General features: G+C 71.1%; 16 protein-coding genes. 8 read left to right on the top strand and 8 right to left on the bottom strand.

Annotated features, from left to right (window positions below; all coding sequences use genetic code 11):
* Positions 1–171: 171 nt before the first annotated feature.
* The 7 genes from mnhG to ABZ477_RS08935 all read right to left on the bottom strand — a co-directional run bounded on the left by mnhG (position 172) and on the right by ABZ477_RS08935 (position 7,590).
* Entirely contained in the window at positions 172–528 is a 357-nt protein-coding gene (gene mnhG / locus ABZ477_RS08965; protein WP_360131148.1) for a monovalent cation/H(+) antiporter subunit G, read from the bottom strand.
* Positions 525–797, bottom strand: coding sequence for a monovalent cation/H+ antiporter complex subunit F (locus ABZ477_RS08960; RefSeq protein ID WP_360131145.1), 273 nt, complete (start codon positions 795–797; stop codon positions 525–527). Before ABZ477_RS08960 ends, mnhG begins: the two co-directional genes overlap by 4 nt.
* Positions 794–1,372, bottom strand: a complete 579-nt coding sequence (locus ABZ477_RS08955; RefSeq protein WP_360131142.1) for a Na+/H+ antiporter subunit E — start codon at positions 1,370–1,372, stop codon at positions 794–796. Before ABZ477_RS08955 ends, ABZ477_RS08960 begins: the two co-directional genes overlap by 4 nt.
* A complete protein-coding gene (locus tag ABZ477_RS08950) occupies positions 1,369–2,925 on the bottom strand; it encodes a Na+/H+ antiporter subunit D (RefSeq protein ID WP_360131139.1) in 1,557 nt (518 codons plus the stop codon). Before ABZ477_RS08950 ends, ABZ477_RS08955 begins: the two co-directional genes overlap by 4 nt.
* The gene (locus ABZ477_RS08945) at positions 2,922–3,449 is read right to left on the bottom strand and encodes a Na(+)/H(+) antiporter subunit C (protein ID WP_360131137.1); all 528 of its coding nucleotides are present in this window, start codon (positions 3,447–3,449) and stop codon (positions 2,922–2,924) included. Before ABZ477_RS08945 ends, ABZ477_RS08950 begins: the two co-directional genes overlap by 4 nt.
* On the bottom strand, positions 3,446–6,439 hold the full coding sequence (locus tag ABZ477_RS08940) for a Na+/H+ antiporter subunit A (RefSeq protein ID WP_360131134.1): 2,994 nt from the start codon (positions 6,437–6,439) through the stop codon (positions 3,446–3,448). The genes ABZ477_RS08945 and ABZ477_RS08940 overlap by 4 nt, the downstream gene beginning before the upstream one ends.
* A 104-nt stretch (positions 6,440–6,543) precedes the next feature.
* Entirely contained in the window at positions 6,544–7,590 is a 1,047-nt protein-coding gene (locus ABZ477_RS08935; RefSeq protein ID WP_360131131.1) for a LacI family DNA-binding transcriptional regulator, read from the bottom strand.
* Positions 7,591–7,651: 61 nt separating this feature from the next.
* Between ABZ477_RS08935 and ABZ477_RS08930 the strand changes: the two genes are divergently transcribed.
* The 6 genes from ABZ477_RS08930 (at position 7,652) to ABZ477_RS08905 (ending at position 14,146) form a co-directional block, all read left to right on the top strand.
* A complete protein-coding gene (locus tag ABZ477_RS08930) occupies positions 7,652–8,881 on the top strand; it encodes an MFS transporter (protein WP_360131128.1) in 1,230 nt (409 codons plus the stop codon).
* Between the two features lie 194 nt (positions 8,882–9,075).
* The gene (gene nucS / locus ABZ477_RS08925; RefSeq protein ID WP_360131125.1) at positions 9,076–9,792 is read left to right on the top strand and encodes an endonuclease NucS; all 717 of its coding nucleotides are present in this window, start codon (positions 9,076–9,078) and stop codon (positions 9,790–9,792) included.
* A gap of 52 nt (positions 9,793–9,844) precedes the next feature.
* Positions 9,845–10,120 (top strand): hypothetical protein, encoded by a 276-nt coding sequence (locus ABZ477_RS08920; protein ID WP_360131122.1) that lies wholly within the window; start codon positions 9,845–9,847, stop codon positions 10,118–10,120.
* Positions 10,121–10,171: 51 nt separating this feature from the next.
* Complete coding sequence (locus ABZ477_RS08915) at positions 10,172–10,855, top strand: HAD hydrolase-like protein (protein WP_360131119.1); 684 nt, start codon at positions 10,172–10,174, stop codon at positions 10,853–10,855.
* On the top strand, positions 10,848–12,110 hold the full coding sequence (locus ABZ477_RS08910; protein WP_360131116.1) for a hypothetical protein: 1,263 nt from the start codon (positions 10,848–10,850) through the stop codon (positions 12,108–12,110). The genes ABZ477_RS08915 and ABZ477_RS08910 overlap by 8 nt, the downstream gene beginning before the upstream one ends.
* Complete coding sequence (locus ABZ477_RS08905) at positions 12,110–14,146, top strand: DUF2156 domain-containing protein (protein ID WP_360131113.1); 2,037 nt, start codon at positions 12,110–12,112, stop codon at positions 14,144–14,146. The genes ABZ477_RS08910 and ABZ477_RS08905 overlap by 1 nt, the downstream gene beginning before the upstream one ends.
* Before the next feature lie 89 nt (positions 14,147–14,235).
* On the opposite strand, the gene ABZ477_RS08900 is transcribed toward ABZ477_RS08905, so the two are convergent.
* Positions 14,236–14,442, bottom strand: coding sequence for a cold-shock protein (locus ABZ477_RS08900; RefSeq protein ID WP_360131110.1), 207 nt, complete (start codon positions 14,440–14,442; stop codon positions 14,236–14,238).
* A gap of 290 nt (positions 14,443–14,732) precedes the next feature.
* On the opposite strand from ABZ477_RS08900, the gene ABZ477_RS08895 reads away from it, so the two are divergent.
* Positions 14,733–15,374 carry a GntR family transcriptional regulator gene (locus ABZ477_RS08895; protein ID WP_360131107.1) on the top strand — a complete coding sequence of 214 codons (642 nt, stop codon included), beginning with the start codon at positions 14,733–14,735 and terminating at the stop codon, positions 15,372–15,374.
* A 44-nt stretch (positions 15,375–15,418) separates the two neighbouring features.
* A complete protein-coding gene (locus ABZ477_RS08890; RefSeq protein WP_360131104.1) occupies positions 15,419–15,910 on the top strand; it encodes a GNAT family N-acetyltransferase in 492 nt (163 codons plus the stop codon).
* Positions 15,911–16,220 lie beyond the last annotated feature (310 nt).

Here is a 16,220-nt window from a genome sequence, read left to right as displayed (position 1 = left end):
GCATCCGATCCCGGCAAGCCTCCCGATTGGAACGCACTGTGGAGGGGAGGGCGCCCAGGAGGCATCGAGAATGCGCAAACGACGGCGCGACCGCTCGACGGCCCGCAGTTCGGGCGATCTCGGCCGGGTCCGGTGGCTCCCGCGGGAGCGGGTCAGGGACGGATGCCGGGATCAGCCGCCCGCGGCGGGCGGGGTCTCGCGCGAGTCGGCGAGCTCGTCGACGTACAGCGAGCGGCGGGCGATCGTGCCGTTGCGGTAGGCCTGGCGGCCGACCATGTGGGCCGAGAGGGGCGCCGTCGCGAGCTGGATGAGCACGACCGGCACGAGGAAGGCCACGACGGGCCACGACCGCAGCGAGAGGGCGATCGCGAGGCAGATGAGGATCATGCCGAGCACCTGCGGCTTCGTCGCGGCGTGAAGCCGCGTGGGCACGTCGCGGAAGCGCACGAGCCCGATCGCAGCGCTCAGGCACAGCAGCGCGCCGACCGCGATGAGCACGAGCGCGATGATGTCGAAGACGTCGGTCATGAGCTGTCACCGTCCCTTCGGGCGACCCAGCGGGCGATCGAGATCGAGCCGAACACGCCGACCGCCGCGATGATGAGCAGGACGGGGAGCGTCCGCGTGTGGTGGTTGATCGCCATCTCGGCGCCCAGCGCGCACATGACGAGGGTCAGGAGGACGTCGGCGGCGACCGCGCGGTCGAGGATCGAGGGGCCGACGACGATGCGCCACAGCGTGACGAGGGCCGAGACCGCGAAGACGACGGCGATGATCCCGATCAGGATGCTGTTCACGGGGTCCCTCCCGCCTTGGCCGCATCGACGCGCTCGACCTGCTTGCGAGAGCCGACCGCGCGCACGATGCGCTCCTCCCAGTGCAGCACGCTCGCACGCTGGCGCTCGACATCCCGGTCGTCGCGCACGCCGATGACGTGCAGGTAGAGGATCCGGCGATCGCGATCGGCGTCGATGATGAGAGAACCGGGGATGAGGGATGCCGTCACCGCCGTGTGCGTCATGATCAGGTCGTCGTCGATCCGGAGGTGCACCGCGATGATCGCGGCACCGGGCTGGCGGCGGAAGTCCAGCACCTGCCACGCGACCGTGAGCGAGCCCAGGACCAGGGCGACGAAGAACTCGAGCACGAACACGAGCCCCCACCACAGGTTGACGCGTCCGGACAGCTCCACGGGAGGCAGGCGGAACACCCGTGTCACGAGGATCGCGGCGGCGATCCCGGTCACTGCCGAGACGACCGTGAACTGGCCCCACAGGAGCATCCACAGCGCGACGAGCCAGATGAAGAAGGGCAGCTGCCTCCAGGCCTGGAGGAAGATCCGGCGCGTCCGGGTGCGGGAGTCGGGGCTCATTGCGCCACCTCCTCCTGCAGCTGCGACAGGCTCACGGGCTCGAGCAGAGCATCGCCGATGCGGGCGCACACGTCGTAGAGCGGACCGGCGAAGATCGTGAGCGCGACGGTCACGGCGACCATGCCGGCGGTCGCGGCCGTCATGATGCGCGGGATGACGCGGCGCTCGGTCTGGATCGCCGCCGCGGGTGCCGCACCGAGATACGAGATGCGCGACTCGGTCTCGGCCGAGTCCTCCTCTTCGCGCCAGAAGGAGAGGTTCCACGCGCGCATGAGGGCGTACAGCGTCAGGAGGCTCGTGACGACACCGCCCACGATGAGCACGATCATGACGGGAGTGCCGACCTGGGCCGCCGCGTCGAAGAGCGCGAACTTGCCGATGAACCCCGAGAAGGGCGGCAGGCCGCCGAGGTTGACGGCCGGGATGAAGTAAAGGATCGCGATGACGGGGGCCGCTCGCATGAGCCCCGTGACCCGCAGGATGGACGTGCTCCCGGCGCGGCGCTCGACGAGGCCCACCGCGAGGAAAAGCGTCGTCTGCACGACGATGTGGTGGACCATGTAGTAGATGGTCGCCCCGATCGCGGCGGGCGTCGCGATCGCGAGCCCGAAGACCATGTACCCGATGTGGCTCACGAGCGTGAACGACAGGATGCGCTTGAGCTCGGCCTGCGCGACCGCGCCGAGCACGCCGACGATCATCGTCGCGAGCGCCACGATCATGAGGAGCATGTTGACGTCGCTCTCGGAGAAGAGCTGCGTCTCGGTGCGGATGAGCGCGTAGACGCCGACCTTGGTGAGCAGGCCCGCGAAGACCGCTGTGACGGGTGCCGGCGCCGTCGGGTACGAGTCCGGGAGCCAGAACGACAGCGGGAAGACCGCGGCCTTGATGCTGAATGCCAACAGCAGCATGAGATGCAGCATGAGCTGCGTGTCGGGCGGGAGCTGCGTCATCCGCTCCGAGATCTGCGCCATGTTCACCGTGCCGAGCGCGCCGTAGATCATCGCGATCGAGGCGAGGAAGAGGATCGACGACACGAGCGAGACGACGATGTAGACGACGCCCGTGCGGATGCGGGACTCCGTCGATCCGAGCGTGATGAGGACGTACGACGCGACGAGCAGGATCTCGAACCCGACGTACAGGTTGAACAGGTCGCCCGCGATGAACGCCGTGAAGATGCCCGCCGCGAGGATCAGATACGACGGATGGAATATGGAGACTGGCGTCTCGTCGTCGCCGTCGGCCGCGCCCTGTCCGACCGAGAAGAGCAGGACCGCGAGCAGCACGATGCTCGAGACGACGACGAGCAGTGCCGACAGCCGGTCGACGTAGAGCACGATCCCGAACGGGACGGGCCATCCGCCCACCGAGACGGCGAGGGGCTGTCCGCCCGTGTCGACGACGTACAGCAGGACGGCCGCGATGACCAGGACGAGGCTCAGCGTCGTGATCGACACGCCGACCTGGATGCGCCGATGGCGGCCGGCGATGAGCGCGAGCGCCGCACCGAGCAGGGGGAGCGTCGCCAGGAGCGGGACGAGCGCGCTCACGGGCCGTCACCCCCGTCGCGCCGCGGGGGGCGATCGGTCGGTGCGTCATCGACGATCCCCGGGACGTCGCGGCTGCCGAGCACCGTGATGGGCGCCGTGTCGACCCCCACGAAGTCAGTCGTCGCCTCGTCCGGGATGTACTCCGCCTCGTCGTCCATCGTCTCCTCGACCTCGATGCGCCGCTCCCGCACCGCGAGGTCGGCCTCGTCGTCGGTGAAGGTGTCGGCCTGGCCCAGCTGCCACGAGCGGTAGATGAGCGCGAGGAGGAACGCCGACACCGCGAACGTGATGACGATCGCGGTGAGCGTGAGCGCCTGGGGAAGAGGATCGGATGCTGTCCCCTCGGCGCCGTAGAAGGGTGCGACTCCCGGCTGCCCCATGACGACGAGCAGCAGGAGGTTCGCGGCATTGCCGAGGAGGAGGAATCCGATGAGCACGCGCGTGAGGCTGCGCTCGAGCATCGCGTACACGCCGCACGCGAAGAGCACGGCCATGATGACGATGAGGATCAGCGAGACGTTCACGCGGCACCCGCTCCCGCGCGCGCCGAGCGCAGCTCCTGGGTCTGGCGGTCCACCTCGGCGCCGAGGCTGCGCAGGACGTCCAGGACGAGCCCGATCACGACGAGGTAGACGCCGATGTCGAAGATCGTCGACGTGACGAACTCGATGTGCCCGATGGCCTCGAGTTCGACCTCGACGAAGGCGCTCTTCAGCGGCGGGGCGCCGAACAGGAGCGGGACGATCGCGCACGAGACGGCGATCGTCATGCCGACGCCCAGCAGCCGTCCGGCATCCGTCGGAGCCGCGGCGCCGAGCTCGTACCGGCCGCCGGCGACGTACCTCATGACGAGCGCCATTCCGGCGACGAGCCCGCCCGCGAATCCGCCGCCTGGCAGGTTGTGGCCTGCGAAGAGCACGAAGAGCGACACGACGATGATCGTGTGGAAGAGGATGCGGACGATCACCTCGAGCATGATCGAACGGTTCTCGGGTCGCACGCGCTGCCCGCCGACCAGCCATGCCCGCGGGCGGTGGCTGAGGTCGGCCGTCTGCGGCCGCACACCGTCCTCCGTCTCGACGAGTGGGCGGCGGGTCCGCGACGCGACGCGCGGCAGCGGAGCTGTGAGCGACGAGAGGGTGTCGGCGCGATGCGTCACGAAGACGAGGGATGCCACACCCGTCGCCGCGACGATCAGCACGGACAGCTCACCCATCGTGTCCCAGCCGCGCAGGTCCACGAGGGCGACGTTGACGACGTTCTTCCCGTGCCCGAGCTCGTACGCGAGCTCGGTCCACTGAGTCGCGATCGAGGGGTCGGTGCGGGCTCCTGTCGCGACGAGGGCGACGACGGCCATCGTGAGGCCCACGGCGATGCCCAGGACGGCTCGCGCGATGGGAGCGACCGATGCGTTGTGCTCTCCGAGCCGCGACGGAATCCTGCGCAGCACGAGGGCGAAGGCGACGAGCGTGACGGTCTCGACGAGGATCTGCGTCAGCGCGAGGTCCGGGGCGCCGCTCGTCGCGAAGAGCACCACCATGCCGAGGCCCGTGACCGAGACGAGGACCACGCCCGTGTAGCGCTTCCGGGCACGAGTCGCGATGACGCCCGCGACGATCATGAGCGGCGCGACGAGGAGCTGCGCGGGCGTCTGATAGGCCTCGAACTCGGCTCGCCATTCGTCTCCCGCGATCAGGACCGTCCCCTCGGCCGCGACGAACACGAGGAAGATCGTGCCGACGTAGACGGGCAGCGATCCGCGCTGCGTGAGGCTCGTCGTGAAGACCGACAGCCGGGCGACGCCGCGGAGCGTCGCGTTGTAGATCTCGCCCGCGCCGAAGGGGAGGATGCGGTCGATCGCCGCGCGACGGGTGTAGGCGAAGACCCCGACGCCCGCCGCGATCGTGAGGAGCGAGATCCACAGCGCGGGCTCGAACCCATGCCACAGCGCGAGGTGCGCGGCGTGCTCGGGGGCGGGCACGCCGGGCGTCGAGGCGGGAGCCGTCTCGGCATAGGGTGCGAGCGCCTCGTCGAGCCACGAGGCTGCGATACCCGCGACGACCGTGAGCCCCGACAGGACGACGGGTGCGCTGAGGAACCCGATGGGCGGATCGGGCCATTCCGTGTCGGGCAGGCGCGAGCCGACAGCATCCCGTTTCGTCGCGAATGCGCCCCACAGGAACCGCAGGCCGTATGCAGCGGTGAGCACCGAGCCCAGCACGACCCCCGAGAATGCCACGATGCCCCACACCGATCCGTGCGTCGCCTCGTAGAGGAGGGCCGTCAGGGCGCCCTCCTTGGCGACGAACCCGATCGTCGGGATGATGCCGATCATCGACGCGACGGCGATGCCCGAGAACACGGTGAGCACGGGCGCCTGGCGGGCCACGCCGCTCAGCTCCCGGATGTCGCGCGTCGACAGCTGCCGGTCGATGACGCCGACGACGAGGAACAGGCTCGACTTGAAGAGCGCATGCCCGATGAGCAATGCAAGGCCTGCGAGCGCGGCGTCTTGAGTCCCGAACCCGAGGACGACGGCGAGGAGCCCGAGCTGGCTCACTGTCCCGAACGCGAGGATGCGCTTGAGGTCGGTCTCGCGCAGGGCCTGCCATCCGCCGAGGAGCATCGTGAAGACGCCGAGGGACACGACGATCGGCCGCCAGGTCGGTGCCACCGCGAACACGGGCGCGAGGCGCGCGATGAGGTAGATGCCGGCCTTGACCATCGCCGCCGCGTGCAGGTACGCGCTGACGGGCGTCGGTGCGGCCATCGCGCCGGGAAGCCAGAAGTGGAACGGGAAGATCGCCGACTTGCTCAGCGCTCCGACGAGGATGAGGATGAGCGCCGCGTCGACGACAGGCCCGGTCGGCGCCTCGGCGAGGATTGCGGACAGGCTCGACGTGCCCGCCTCCACGACCATGAGCACGACGCCGATGAGCATGACGAGGCCGCCGAGCGTCGTGACCAGGAGAGCCTGCAGCGCGGCCCGGCGGCTCGCGCCGCGGCGGTGGTAATACCCGATCAGGAGGTACGACAGGACGCTCGTGACCTCCCAGAACATGACGAGCACGACGATGTCGTCCGTCAGCACGAGCCCGTACATCGCGCCCGCGAACGCCAGCAGCACGGCGGCGAACTGGCAGACGCCGTCGGGCGTCCCCGAGCCTGTCTTTCCGGTCCCCGAGCCTGTCTTTCCGGTCCCCGAGCCTGCCGAGGGGCGGAAGTACCAGCGGCAGTAGAGCATGACGAGCGCGCCCACGCCCGTGACGATGAGCGCCATGACCCACCCCAGCGTGTCCATCCGCATCGACAGGTCGATGCCGAGAGCGGGGATCCAGGCATACGTCTCGTACGGGATCTCACCGGCCATGACGGCGGGTGTCTGGATCGCAGCCTGTGCGAACGCCGCGAGGGGCAGGAGTGCCGTGACGAAGAAGGCGCGTGCGCCGATCCGTCCGACGAGCCACGGCACCAGGATCGGCATCACCGCGAACGCGCCGAGGAGGATGAGCATTGCGCGGCCTCCTCAGGGGGTCGCAGCCTACGGGGCGTCGTTCGGGGTCCGGTCCAGTCTATCGGCGCCCGTCACCTGGTCCTCAGGCGGGCGGCCGCGGGGCGTCACCCACGAGGCGGCGCCGTCGTATTCCCGGCACGGAATTCGCACGTGAAGCTGATGGATGCCGCGGCCTCGCCCCGCAGCATCGCGACGACCGCCTGCCCCGCCGCGCGCCCCTTGTCGACGGTCGGCTGCACGATCGTCGTGAGCTCGTAGGGCGCCAGGCCGTCCACGACGATCCCGTCGAAGCCCGTGACGCTGACGTCCTCGGGGACGCGGAGTCCGGCCTCCTCCGCCGCCCGGACGACTCCCGCCGCGAGCAGGTCGCTCTGGGCGAGGACGGCCGTGGGGCGCGAAGCGGGATCGGCGAAGATCACACGGCCCGCGGCGAGCCCCTCGTCGATGAAGCTGCCTGCCGCGGCGTAGGCCGGAGCATCCGGATACACGTCCCGAGCGCCCTGGAGGCGATCGCGCGTGACGTCGACGGTGATCCGGGCGTCCGAGTCGATCCAGCCGCCGGGCCAGCCGCTGCGGACGGGAAGCGTGACGAGCGCGACCCGCTCGTGGCCGAGCGACCGGACGTGGTTCGCGGCCTGGCGCTGTGCATCGCGGTTGTCGAGCCCGACGCGTGGGATCCCGTCGCCCGCGTCGCCCTCGATGACGACGACGGGGATGCCGCGTGCCCGCACGACATCCAGCGACTCACGCAGGATGCCGCTGCAGCCGACGAGGACGGCGGCGTCGACGGGTGCCGTCGTGAGGGACGGAGCGCCGGGCTCGTCGCCCTGGTCGCGCAGGAGGAGCAGCCCCGCGCCCATGCCTGCGACGCTCTCGGTGAGGCCGTCCATCATGAGGATCTTCACGGGATCCTGGAACGCGCGGCCGAGGTGCTCCTCGAACACGACGCCGACGATCCCGGATCGGCCTCGGCGCAGGGAGGCCGCGAGCGGGTCGGGGCCCGTGTAGCCCAGCGCCTCCGCGGCATCGAGGACTCGGCGGCGCGTCGCATCCGATACGGGTGTCTTGCCGCTGAAGACGACCGAGGCGGTCGACGGCGAGACGCCCGCCTCACGGGCGACGTCAGCGATGGTGGCGCGGCGAATGCTCATTCCGCCTCGATCGTACCCCGCCGGTTTGCTTTGCGTCGAATCGATTCGATACCCTGTCCCGATGGACACCGCGCTCTCTCGTCGTCAGATCGTCGCCTGGCGCTCGGCCGTCTTCGCGATCTTCTTCGCGACGGGCCTCGGCTTCGCGACGTGGGCGTCGCGCGTGCCCTCGGTCAAGTCGAACCTCGGCATCAACGACTTCGAGGTGGGCCTGCTCCTCTTCGCCTCGGGTGCCGCCTCGATCATCGGCCTCTCGCTCGCGAACGTCATCCTCGCCCGCTGGGGCGCGCGGCGCGGCCTGCTCGTCGGCCTCGGGATCTTCGCGGCCGGAATCGTCCTCGTCGGACTCGGCGCCCAGACGGCGACGTCGTTCGCCCTGACCGCGGTCGGACTCGCCTTCATGGGCCTCGGCATGGGCTCGACCGACGTCATGATGAACGTCGAGGGCGCCGCCGTCGAGCAGGCGACGGGCAAGACGATCATGCCCCTCTTCCACGCGTTCTTCTCCCTCGGCACCGTCGCTGGCGCGGCCGTCGGCGTCGCGATGACGGCGTGGGGCGTGGGTGTGGCCCCCCACCTCTGGATCGTGGGCGCCGTCGTCGTGGCCGGCGGTGCCGTCGCGGTCGTGTTCGTCCCGGTCCGCGAGGCGAACGACGACGTGGCCGACGTCCCGAGCCGCCGCGAGCGCTTCGCGGCCGCCGTGGCGGTCTGGCGCGACCCCCGCACCTACGCGATCGGCGCCATCATGCTCGGCATGGCGTTCGCGGAGGGCGGTGCCAACGACTGGCTGCCGCTCGCGGTCGTCGACGGCCACGGCGGCACCGAGGCGCAGGGCGCGATCGCGCTCACGGTGTTCTCCGTCGCCATGACCGTGGTCCGCGCTCTCGGCGGCCCGCTCGTCGACCGCTTCGGCCGCGTCTGGACGCTGCGCATCCTCGCCGTCACCGCCGTCACTGGGCTCGTCCTGTTCATCCTCGCCCCGTCGGTCCCCTTCGCCCTCGTCGGCGTCGCACTGTGGGGCATGGGCGCCTCCCTCGGCTTCCCGCTGGGCATGTCGGCCGCCGCCGACGATGCCGCCAAGGCCGCGGCATCCGTCAGCGCCGCCGCGACGATCGGCTACATCGCGTTCCTGTGCGGCCCGCCGATCCTGGGCTGGATCAGCCACGAGATCGGGCTGCTCCCGACCCTGTGGATCCTCGTCGGCCTCATCGCGCTCTCGGGCCTCGCCTCGGGCGCGGCCAAGCCCATCGCGGGCTCGAAGGTCGGCGCGGGGCACCAGTCGGCGCACTGACGCACACGCGCCCTCCGCCACCCGGCCCGCCGAACCCACCCAGCCCGCCGAACCCACCCCACCACCCCAGCCCGCCGAACCCACGCGTTTGCGCCGAACCCACCCGTACATGTCGACGGAAGCGGGTGGGTTCGGGGAAATCGGGTGGGTTCGGCGAGCACGCCGCGCCCGGCGGACCGGGCTAGGCTCTTCGGGTGCGCCTGGTCATCGCCCGCTGCTCCGTCGACTACACGGGACGCCTCACGGCTCATCTCCCGCTCGCGACGCGCCTCCTCGTCCACAAGGGCGACGGGAGCCTCCTCGTGCACTCCGACGGCGGGTCGTACAAGCCTCTGAACTGGATGAGCCCGCCCTGCACCCTGACGGTGGAGGAGCCGGATGCCGAGGCGACCGGCGCCGGGATCGTCGAGCTGTGGCGGGTCACGCACGCCAAGACCGGTGACGCGCTGCTCGTGCGCATCCACGAGGTGATCCACGATTCATCGCACGAGCTCGGGATCGATCCCGGTCTCGTGAAGGACGGTGTCGAGGCGGACCTGCAGCGCCTCCTCGCCGAGCAGGTCGACGTCATCGGCGACGACCTCGCGCTCGTCCGGCGGGAGTTCCCGACCGCGATCGGGCCCGTCGACCTCATGCTGCGCAGAGTCGAGGTCGAGCTCGCGTCCGGCGCCGTGCGCCACGTCGCCGTCGAGGTCAAGCGCCGCGCGGGCATCGACGCCGTCGAGCAGCTCACGCGCTACCTCGAGCTGCTCAACCGCGATCCTCACCTCGCGCCCGTCCGCGGCGTGCTCGCCGCGCAGAGCATCGCCCCGCAGGCCAAGACGCTCGCGGGCGACCGCGGCATCGACACCGTCGTGCTCGACTACGACGCCATGAAGGGCGTCGAGAGCGGCATCCCGACCCTCTTCTGACGAGGCGGATGCTGTCACCCCCGTCGCCCGCGGTCGCGGCTACGATGCCGGGATGACGGTCCTGGACGTCCTCAACACGATCTTCGCGGGGTTCGGCGCGCTGGCCGCCGTGGCGGGCGCGTTCATCGCCTTCGCCGCGCTGCGCATCTCGATGACCAGCCGTGCGAAGGCCGACGCGGCCGCGGATGCGGATCGCCGCACGCGCGCTGCCGTGGCCGACGCCCTCGACCTGCTCGAGCCGGCCGCGACCCGGCCGTCGCTGCGGGGCGACACCGCGCCGGGCGGGTCGCTGGCCGGGATCGCCGAGCGCCTGCGCCGCGGGGAGTGACAGGATCCGGGCCCTCCCTGACGCCCCGCACGGCACCCCTAGGCTGAAAGCATGCCGATGCGATCGCCGTGGACCTGCGTCCTGTGGGATGTGGACGGAACCGTCGTGGATGCGTCGGAAGGCATCCTGCGGCGGCTGACGATCGCCCTCGAGCACTTCGGCAAGAAGGCTCCCACGCGCGCCGAGCTGGTCCACTGGATCGGGCCGCCCATGTACGACTCGTTCCAGGTCAACGTCGGCATGACGCCGGCGGAGTCGGCGGAGGCCGTCGCCTTCTACCGGACGCTGGGCAAGGCCGACGGCTATACGACCGGCGCGAAGCTCTTCCCCGGCGTCGGCGAGCTCATCGCCGAGCTCGCCGAGCAGGGCGTTCCCCAGGCGACGGCGAGCTCGAAGCCCGAGATCCAGGTCGACGCCCTCATGGACCACTTCGGCCTCGCGCCGCACCTCACCACGATCGTCGGCGCGACGCTCGATGAGCGCACCCTGAGCGCCAAAGCCGACATCGTCGCGGAGGCGCTGCGCCGCCTCGCCGCGGCAGGGGTCGACACGAGCCGCCCCGTCCTCGTCGGCGACCGCCACCACGACGTCGAGGGCGGCGCCGAGCACGGCGTCCCCGTCATCTTCGTGCGGTGGGGATTCAGCTGGCCGCACGAGGCGGACGGCGCGCAGGCCGCGGTCGACGACGTCGGACAGCTGAGGGCCCTCCTGCTCCTCGACGGCGCCGATGCCTGAGATCATCACCGACGTGCTGGGATGGGTCGTCCCGGCCCTCGTGGTGTTCGGCTCCGCAGCACTCATCGTCGTCGTGACGACGTGGATCGTCCGCCGCGTGCGCCGTTCGCCCCGCGCGCGGGCCGCCGCCCTTGCCGACCGCGAGCGGGCGGGCGCCGCGCTCGTGCGGCTCGACGATGCCGTCGGTGAGCTGGAGCTCGAGGTCGAGCTGTCGGGCGCCCTCTACGGCGGGAGTGCTCCCGCGTCCCTCCGGCGCGCCCGCCTGACGGCCGGGCACGTGCGCGACGCCTCCTTCGAGGAGTATCGCGCGGCAGGTGAGCCCGGCGTCCTCCCCGACGTCATCCGCAAGACCTCGGCGCGCATCGAGCGCAAGGCCGGCGAGGCGCTCATGGCGATCCAGCGGGCTCGCGGCGAGCACGCGGCGTGGATGCAGGCCAACGTCTCCGCCGCCGAGCAGGTCGAAGCGGCCCGGCGGCGGCTCGCGGAGCTGCGGGCGTCGATGGGCGACCCGCGCCGTCTGGTGGCGGACCTGGAGTCCCGCTACGCCCCGGAGGAATTCAGGGATGCTGCGCGCGCAGCGCAGTCCGCTCTGTCCGAGGCGGACGAGGCCGAGGTCCTGCTGGCCCGCGCCGCCGGCGAGGTCGCCGACCCCAGCCGCAGCGCACTGGCGGACCTGGGGATGGTGGAGCGGCGCCTGCGCCTCGCGGAGGCCGATGCGCGCACGCTCGAGGAGACGCACCGCCTCGTCACACAGGCGGCACAGGCTCTCGCCGGCGAGTTCGAATCCGCTCGCGCGGCGCTGCGTCAGGCGATCGCGACGCTCGAGCATCTCCAGCCGGCCGATGCCGCCCGGCTGAGCTCGGAGATCCAGGGGGTCACGGCTCAGCTGGACGCCCTCCAGGCCGACGCGGCGCGCCGTCCCACGCACACGGTCGACCGCATCGCGCGCCTGCGCGACCGGCTCGACCTCGCGCTCGGCGATGCCCGCACGGCTCAGCAGCGGCTGCGCGGCGCCCGCACGGCTTTGCCCGGCACCCTTGCAGCGGCGCGCGGCGCGATCGCACAGGCCGAGGCGGCCATCGTCCACGCTCCCGCCCCGTCCGCGCGGCTCCGGCTGCTCTCCGCCCAGCGCGAGCTCGCCGAGGCGCGCCAGGCTCCGGATCCCGTCGCGGCGCTGGACGCCGCGCGCCGCGCAATGCGCGAAGCCGAGGACGCCAAGGCTCTGGCCGACTACAGCCGGAGCGGGGCACCCTGATGCGAGTCGTCACGCGGATCCCCGGGACGCTCGCGCTCGTCGCGGCGCTGCTCGTGGCCGGGGTCGTGTGGCGGGGGCTGTGGAGTCCGTTCGAGGACACCCCCGCATTCGGCGTCGTCGCCTACGGGCTGCCCGCCCTGAGCGAAGGCCGCTGGTGGACGCCCGTCACGGGCACGTTCTTCGTCGATCAGCCCTGGGTCTACGTCTTCACGATCGCGAGCTTCACGGGCATGGCGTACCTCGAGTTCCGCCGGGGCACGCGGGTCGCCCTCGCCTACTTCACGATCGGCCAGCTCTTCGCCGTCTTCGGCTCGGCGCTCCTGCTCCTCGTCCTGTCTCAGCTGCCGTGGGCGTGGGCGGACGCGCAGGCGCTGGCTCTGGATGTCGGTCCGTCCGGCGGCACGATGGCGTGCATCGCCGCCGCCGTCGGACTGCTCGTCCAGCCGTGGCGGGTGCGCGGCTGGCTCGTGCTGCTGGGATTCGTGTCGGTGGCCCTGCTCTTCTGGGGCACGCTCGCCGATCTCGAGCACGCGCTCGCGGTTCTCCTCGTCCTGGTCGTCGACCGCTCGCTCCGCGTCCAGCGCACGACGCTCCGCGAGCAGCGGCTCATCGCCTTCGTCGTCGCCCTGTGCCTGGGCGCGATCGAGCTCCTCACGATCCTCGTGCCGACCGACGGCTTCTTCGGCCATACGGCCGCGACCGGCGGACCGTGGATCAACGCGGCCCTCGACGCGGCGGTCGCCCTGTTCTTCGCCAACGGGCTGCGCCGCGGCCGGCGTTGGGCCTGGGGCTGGACCCTCGCGTACGCCCTGCTCTCCGTCGGTGTCGCCGTGCTCTACCTCGTCGTGCTCCTGGGTCCGCTCGGAGCATCGCTGCAGGAGTCGATCGGCGACGTCAGCGTCGCCCTGGCGACGTCGGCGCTCTGGCTGCTCTTCCTCGTCTATCTCGTCCTCGTGCGCCGCGCCTTCCGCGCGCGGCGCAAGGCCGCGCTCGGCATCCCTCCCTCGCCGTCGGTCGAGGACGTCAAGGCGGAGCTCCGCCGGAGCGGCGGCGGCACGCTGTCGTGGATGACGACGTGGGACGGCAACAGCTATGCGCGCACGGCCGACGGCCTGATCGCGTACCAGCGGCGCTCGGGTGTCGCTCTCGCCCTCGCGGATCCGCTCGGGCCGACAGCATCCCGGCCGTCCTCCGTCCGCGAGTTCATCGGAGCCGCCGAGCGCGCGGGTCTGATCCCGTGCTTCTTCAGCGCGGGGGAGGCGACCAAGGCCGCACTGCCCAGCGGATGGCGCAGCATCGTCGTGGCAGGCGACACGATCGTGGACCTGCCCGGACTGCAGTTCACGGGCAAGCGATGGAACTCCGTGCGCACGGCGCTCAACCGCGCGGAGCGGGAGGGGATCACCTTCCGGATGACGCGCCTCGGCGACGAGCCGTGGGGCGTGCAGCAGCAGCTGCGCGCGATCTCCGAGATGTGGGTCGGAGACAAGGGCCTGCCGGAGATGGGATTCACGCTCGGGACGCTCGACGAGGCACAGGACCCGGAAGTCCGCCTCGCCCTGGCGGTCTCACCGAAGGGCGACGTCGACGGGTTCCTGTCGTGGCTGCCCGTCTACGCCGGCGGCGGGCACGTGCGCGGCTGGACGCTCGACCTGATGCGACGTCGCGACGGGGGATTCGGCCCCGTCATGGAGTTCCTCATCGGCTCGTCCGCGAAGCACTTCGCCGAGGACGGCGCCGAGATCCTGTCGCTGTCGGGCGCGCCGCTCACGCACGAGTACCCGGAGGATGCCGGTCCCATCGCCGACCTGACCGACAGGCTCGCCGAGATCCTCGAGCCCGTCTACGGGTTCCGGTCGCTGCACCGCTTCAAGGAGAAGTTCCACCCGCGGTACGAGACGATGTACCTGCTCTTCCGCGACGAGGCCGACCTCACGCGCATCGCCGCAGCGCTGACCCGTGCGTTCCTGCCCGACGCGACGCTGCGTCAGTTCGCCAGCGCCGGGCTCGAGCTAGCCCGCGGCGAGCGCGACTGAGCTCCCTCGTCACGTCGGCATCCGCGGCCGCCCGGGCACCGCAAAAGCCGCCGTCCCGCGGATGCGGCACGGCGGCTCGAGTGCGTGACTCAGATGGGGCGGATGTTCTCGGCCTGCAGGCCCTTGGGGCCCTGGGCGATCTCGAACTCCACGCGCTGGTTCTCCTCCAGCGAGCGGTAGCCGCCGGCCTGGATGGCGGTGTAGTGCGCGAAGACATCCGCGCCACCCTCATCCGGCGCGATGAAGCCGAACCCCTTCTCCGAGTTGAACCACTTGACGGTGCCCTGCGTTGCCATGAATTGCCGTTCTTCGCTCTTCGCCGACACAGAAGCATGCCGACCCGCCCAACGCTATCGAAGGCGGGCGACGCGCCCCACCCCAATTTCGGAAGGTGACGCAAATGTTGCACGAATTCCGGACGGCTGGGGCATGCGCCATCGAACGCCCGGGCCGAGCTGAGCTCAAAGGCCCGGGCGCCGACGGATCCCCCCGGATAGGCCACGCCGAAGCGTGACACCGGACACTTTACCGATATATCGGTCCCGACAGGAGGTGAAAGGACATCGACGTACACTTGTGCTCACTCATGACCACCGTCCCGCTCATGCCCGTGGATCCGCACGGCACCGTGCTCGGCGATGAGGTGTACCGCGCCATCGGCGCCGCGATCCTGCACGGACACCTCGAGCCCGGAGCACACCTTCGCGACCACGAGCTCGCGAAGTGGCTCGGTGTCTCACGGACACCCGTGCGCGAGGCCCTTCAGCGACTCGAGCGGACGGGCCTCGTGGAAGTTGCGCCCAACCGGTACACGCGGGTGTCGATCCCCGACGCGAAGCTCATCGCCGAGACCCACGAGTTCGCGGTGTACGCCATGGGCAACGTCGTGCGCGCGGCTCTCGGACGCTGCACGGACGACGAACTCGCCGAAGCGCTCGGTCACATCGACGCCGTCATCGAGGCGTCCCGCGCCGACGACCACGCGGGGATCGTGCGGTCCAGCGCCGATCTGTTCGAGACCATGACCAAGGCGACGCGCAACCGCGCATTCCTCCGGCTCATGAACGAAGCCGAGATCGCGATCCTCCGCAATCTTCGCGGCTGGCATCCGCTGATGGAATGCCCCATCGCGCGGACCGAGGCATACCTCGCGTTCCGTGACGCCGTCGCCGCGCGGGACCGCGACGCCGCCGAGGGCGCGCTGCGGGCCGTGCACAGCCTGGCCTGACCGCGAGGGTTCCGGCGGCTCCGACCGCTCGCTACGGTGGGCGCGTGGCCCACATCGAGCTTCGCGACCTGGACGACGACGACCTCGATGCCGTCTTCGAGATGATGCGCGATCCGCAATCGGTCGAGATGGCGGCGTTCACAGCATCCGATCCCGACGACCGTGCCGCCTTCGACGCGTGGATCGCCCGCGAGCGGGGGTCGGATGCTGTCACCCTCTTCGTCGTGACAGAGCGCGGCGGCTTCGCGGGCACCGCCGCCGTGTTCACCGTCGACGGCGATCGCGAGGTCACCTTCTGGATCGCCCGCCACGCGTGGGCCCGCGGCGTCGCGACGTCGGCCCTGCGCCTGCTCATCGCGCGCGAGCCGATCCGGCCGCTCTTCGCCCGTACCGCCGCCGGCAACACCCGCGCCCTCGCCGTGCTCGAGAAGTGCGGCTTCACCGAGGTCTCGCGCACGACGTCGTTCGCGCCGGGAGTCCGGCGGGAGGTCGAGGAAGTGCTGCTGACGCTCCTCCCCGCGCTCGACGGCGCGTAGCCCCTGACGACGGACGAGTTTCGGAGATCGGCTTACGGGGCGCCCCTCCGGGGCGCGTGCGCGAGGGGGTCGTTGTCCCTGCCGCCACTCCACGCACCGCTTCGCGGCGCGCGGAGCCTCCGGCGGCAGGGGCCCGCCCCGGTTTGGTTCGCAGCAGCCCCTCGTGCGTGAAACGACGAACGGGCCCCCGTAACCGGGAGCCCGTTCGTCGTTTCGTGCGCGAGGGGGTGTCTGGCGTCACGACATCGTTGACAGCTGATCGCGCGGATCTTGCGCGTGATCGTTGACGGATGAGTCGCGACATCGGCGA

This window comes from Microbacterium sp. NPDC019599, from assembly GCF_040632175.1.
Classification (GTDB): Bacteria; Actinomycetota; Actinomycetes; order Actinomycetales; family Microbacteriaceae; genus Microbacterium.
Note: the sequence above shows the minus strand (reverse complement) of the source record. Positions and strands in the feature narration are given on the sequence as shown.

What these genes read in the sequence shown, in the direction of transcription:
- mnhG (WP_360131148.1), bottom strand. Translation starts at nt 528, where the DNA reads ATGACCGACGTCTTCGACATCATCGCGCTCGTGCTCATCGCGGTCGGC.
- ABZ477_RS08955 (WP_360131142.1), bottom strand. Translation starts at nt 1,372, where the DNA reads ATGAGCCCCGACTCCCGCACCCGGACGCGCCGGATCTTCCTCCAGGCC.
- ABZ477_RS08940 (WP_360131134.1), bottom strand. Translation starts at nt 6,439, where the DNA reads ATGCTCATCCTCCTCGGCGCGTTCGCGGTGATGCCGATCCTGGTGCCG.
- ABZ477_RS08935 (WP_360131131.1), bottom strand. Translation starts at nt 7,590, where the DNA reads ATGAGCATTCGCCGCGCCACCATCGCTGACGTCGCCCGTGAGGCGGGC.
- ABZ477_RS08930 (WP_360131128.1), top strand. Translation starts at nt 7,652, where the DNA reads ATGGACACCGCGCTCTCTCGTCGTCAGATCGTCGCCTGGCGCTCGGCC.
- ABZ477_RS08920 (WP_360131122.1), top strand. Translation starts at nt 9,845, where the DNA reads ATGACGGTCCTGGACGTCCTCAACACGATCTTCGCGGGGTTCGGCGCG.
- ABZ477_RS08915 (WP_360131119.1), top strand. Translation starts at nt 10,172, where the DNA reads ATGCCGATGCGATCGCCGTGGACCTGCGTCCTGTGGGATGTGGACGGA.
- ABZ477_RS08910 (WP_360131116.1), top strand. Translation starts at nt 10,848, where the DNA reads ATGCCTGAGATCATCACCGACGTGCTGGGATGGGTCGTCCCGGCCCTC.
- ABZ477_RS08905 (WP_360131113.1), top strand. Translation starts at nt 12,110, where the DNA reads ATGCGAGTCGTCACGCGGATCCCCGGGACGCTCGCGCTCGTCGCGGCG.
- ABZ477_RS08900 (WP_360131110.1), bottom strand. Translation starts at nt 14,442, where the DNA reads ATGGCAACGCAGGGCACCGTCAAGTGGTTCAACTCGGAGAAGGGGTTC.
- ABZ477_RS08895 (WP_360131107.1), top strand. Translation starts at nt 14,733, where the DNA reads ATGACCACCGTCCCGCTCATGCCCGTGGATCCGCACGGCACCGTGCTC.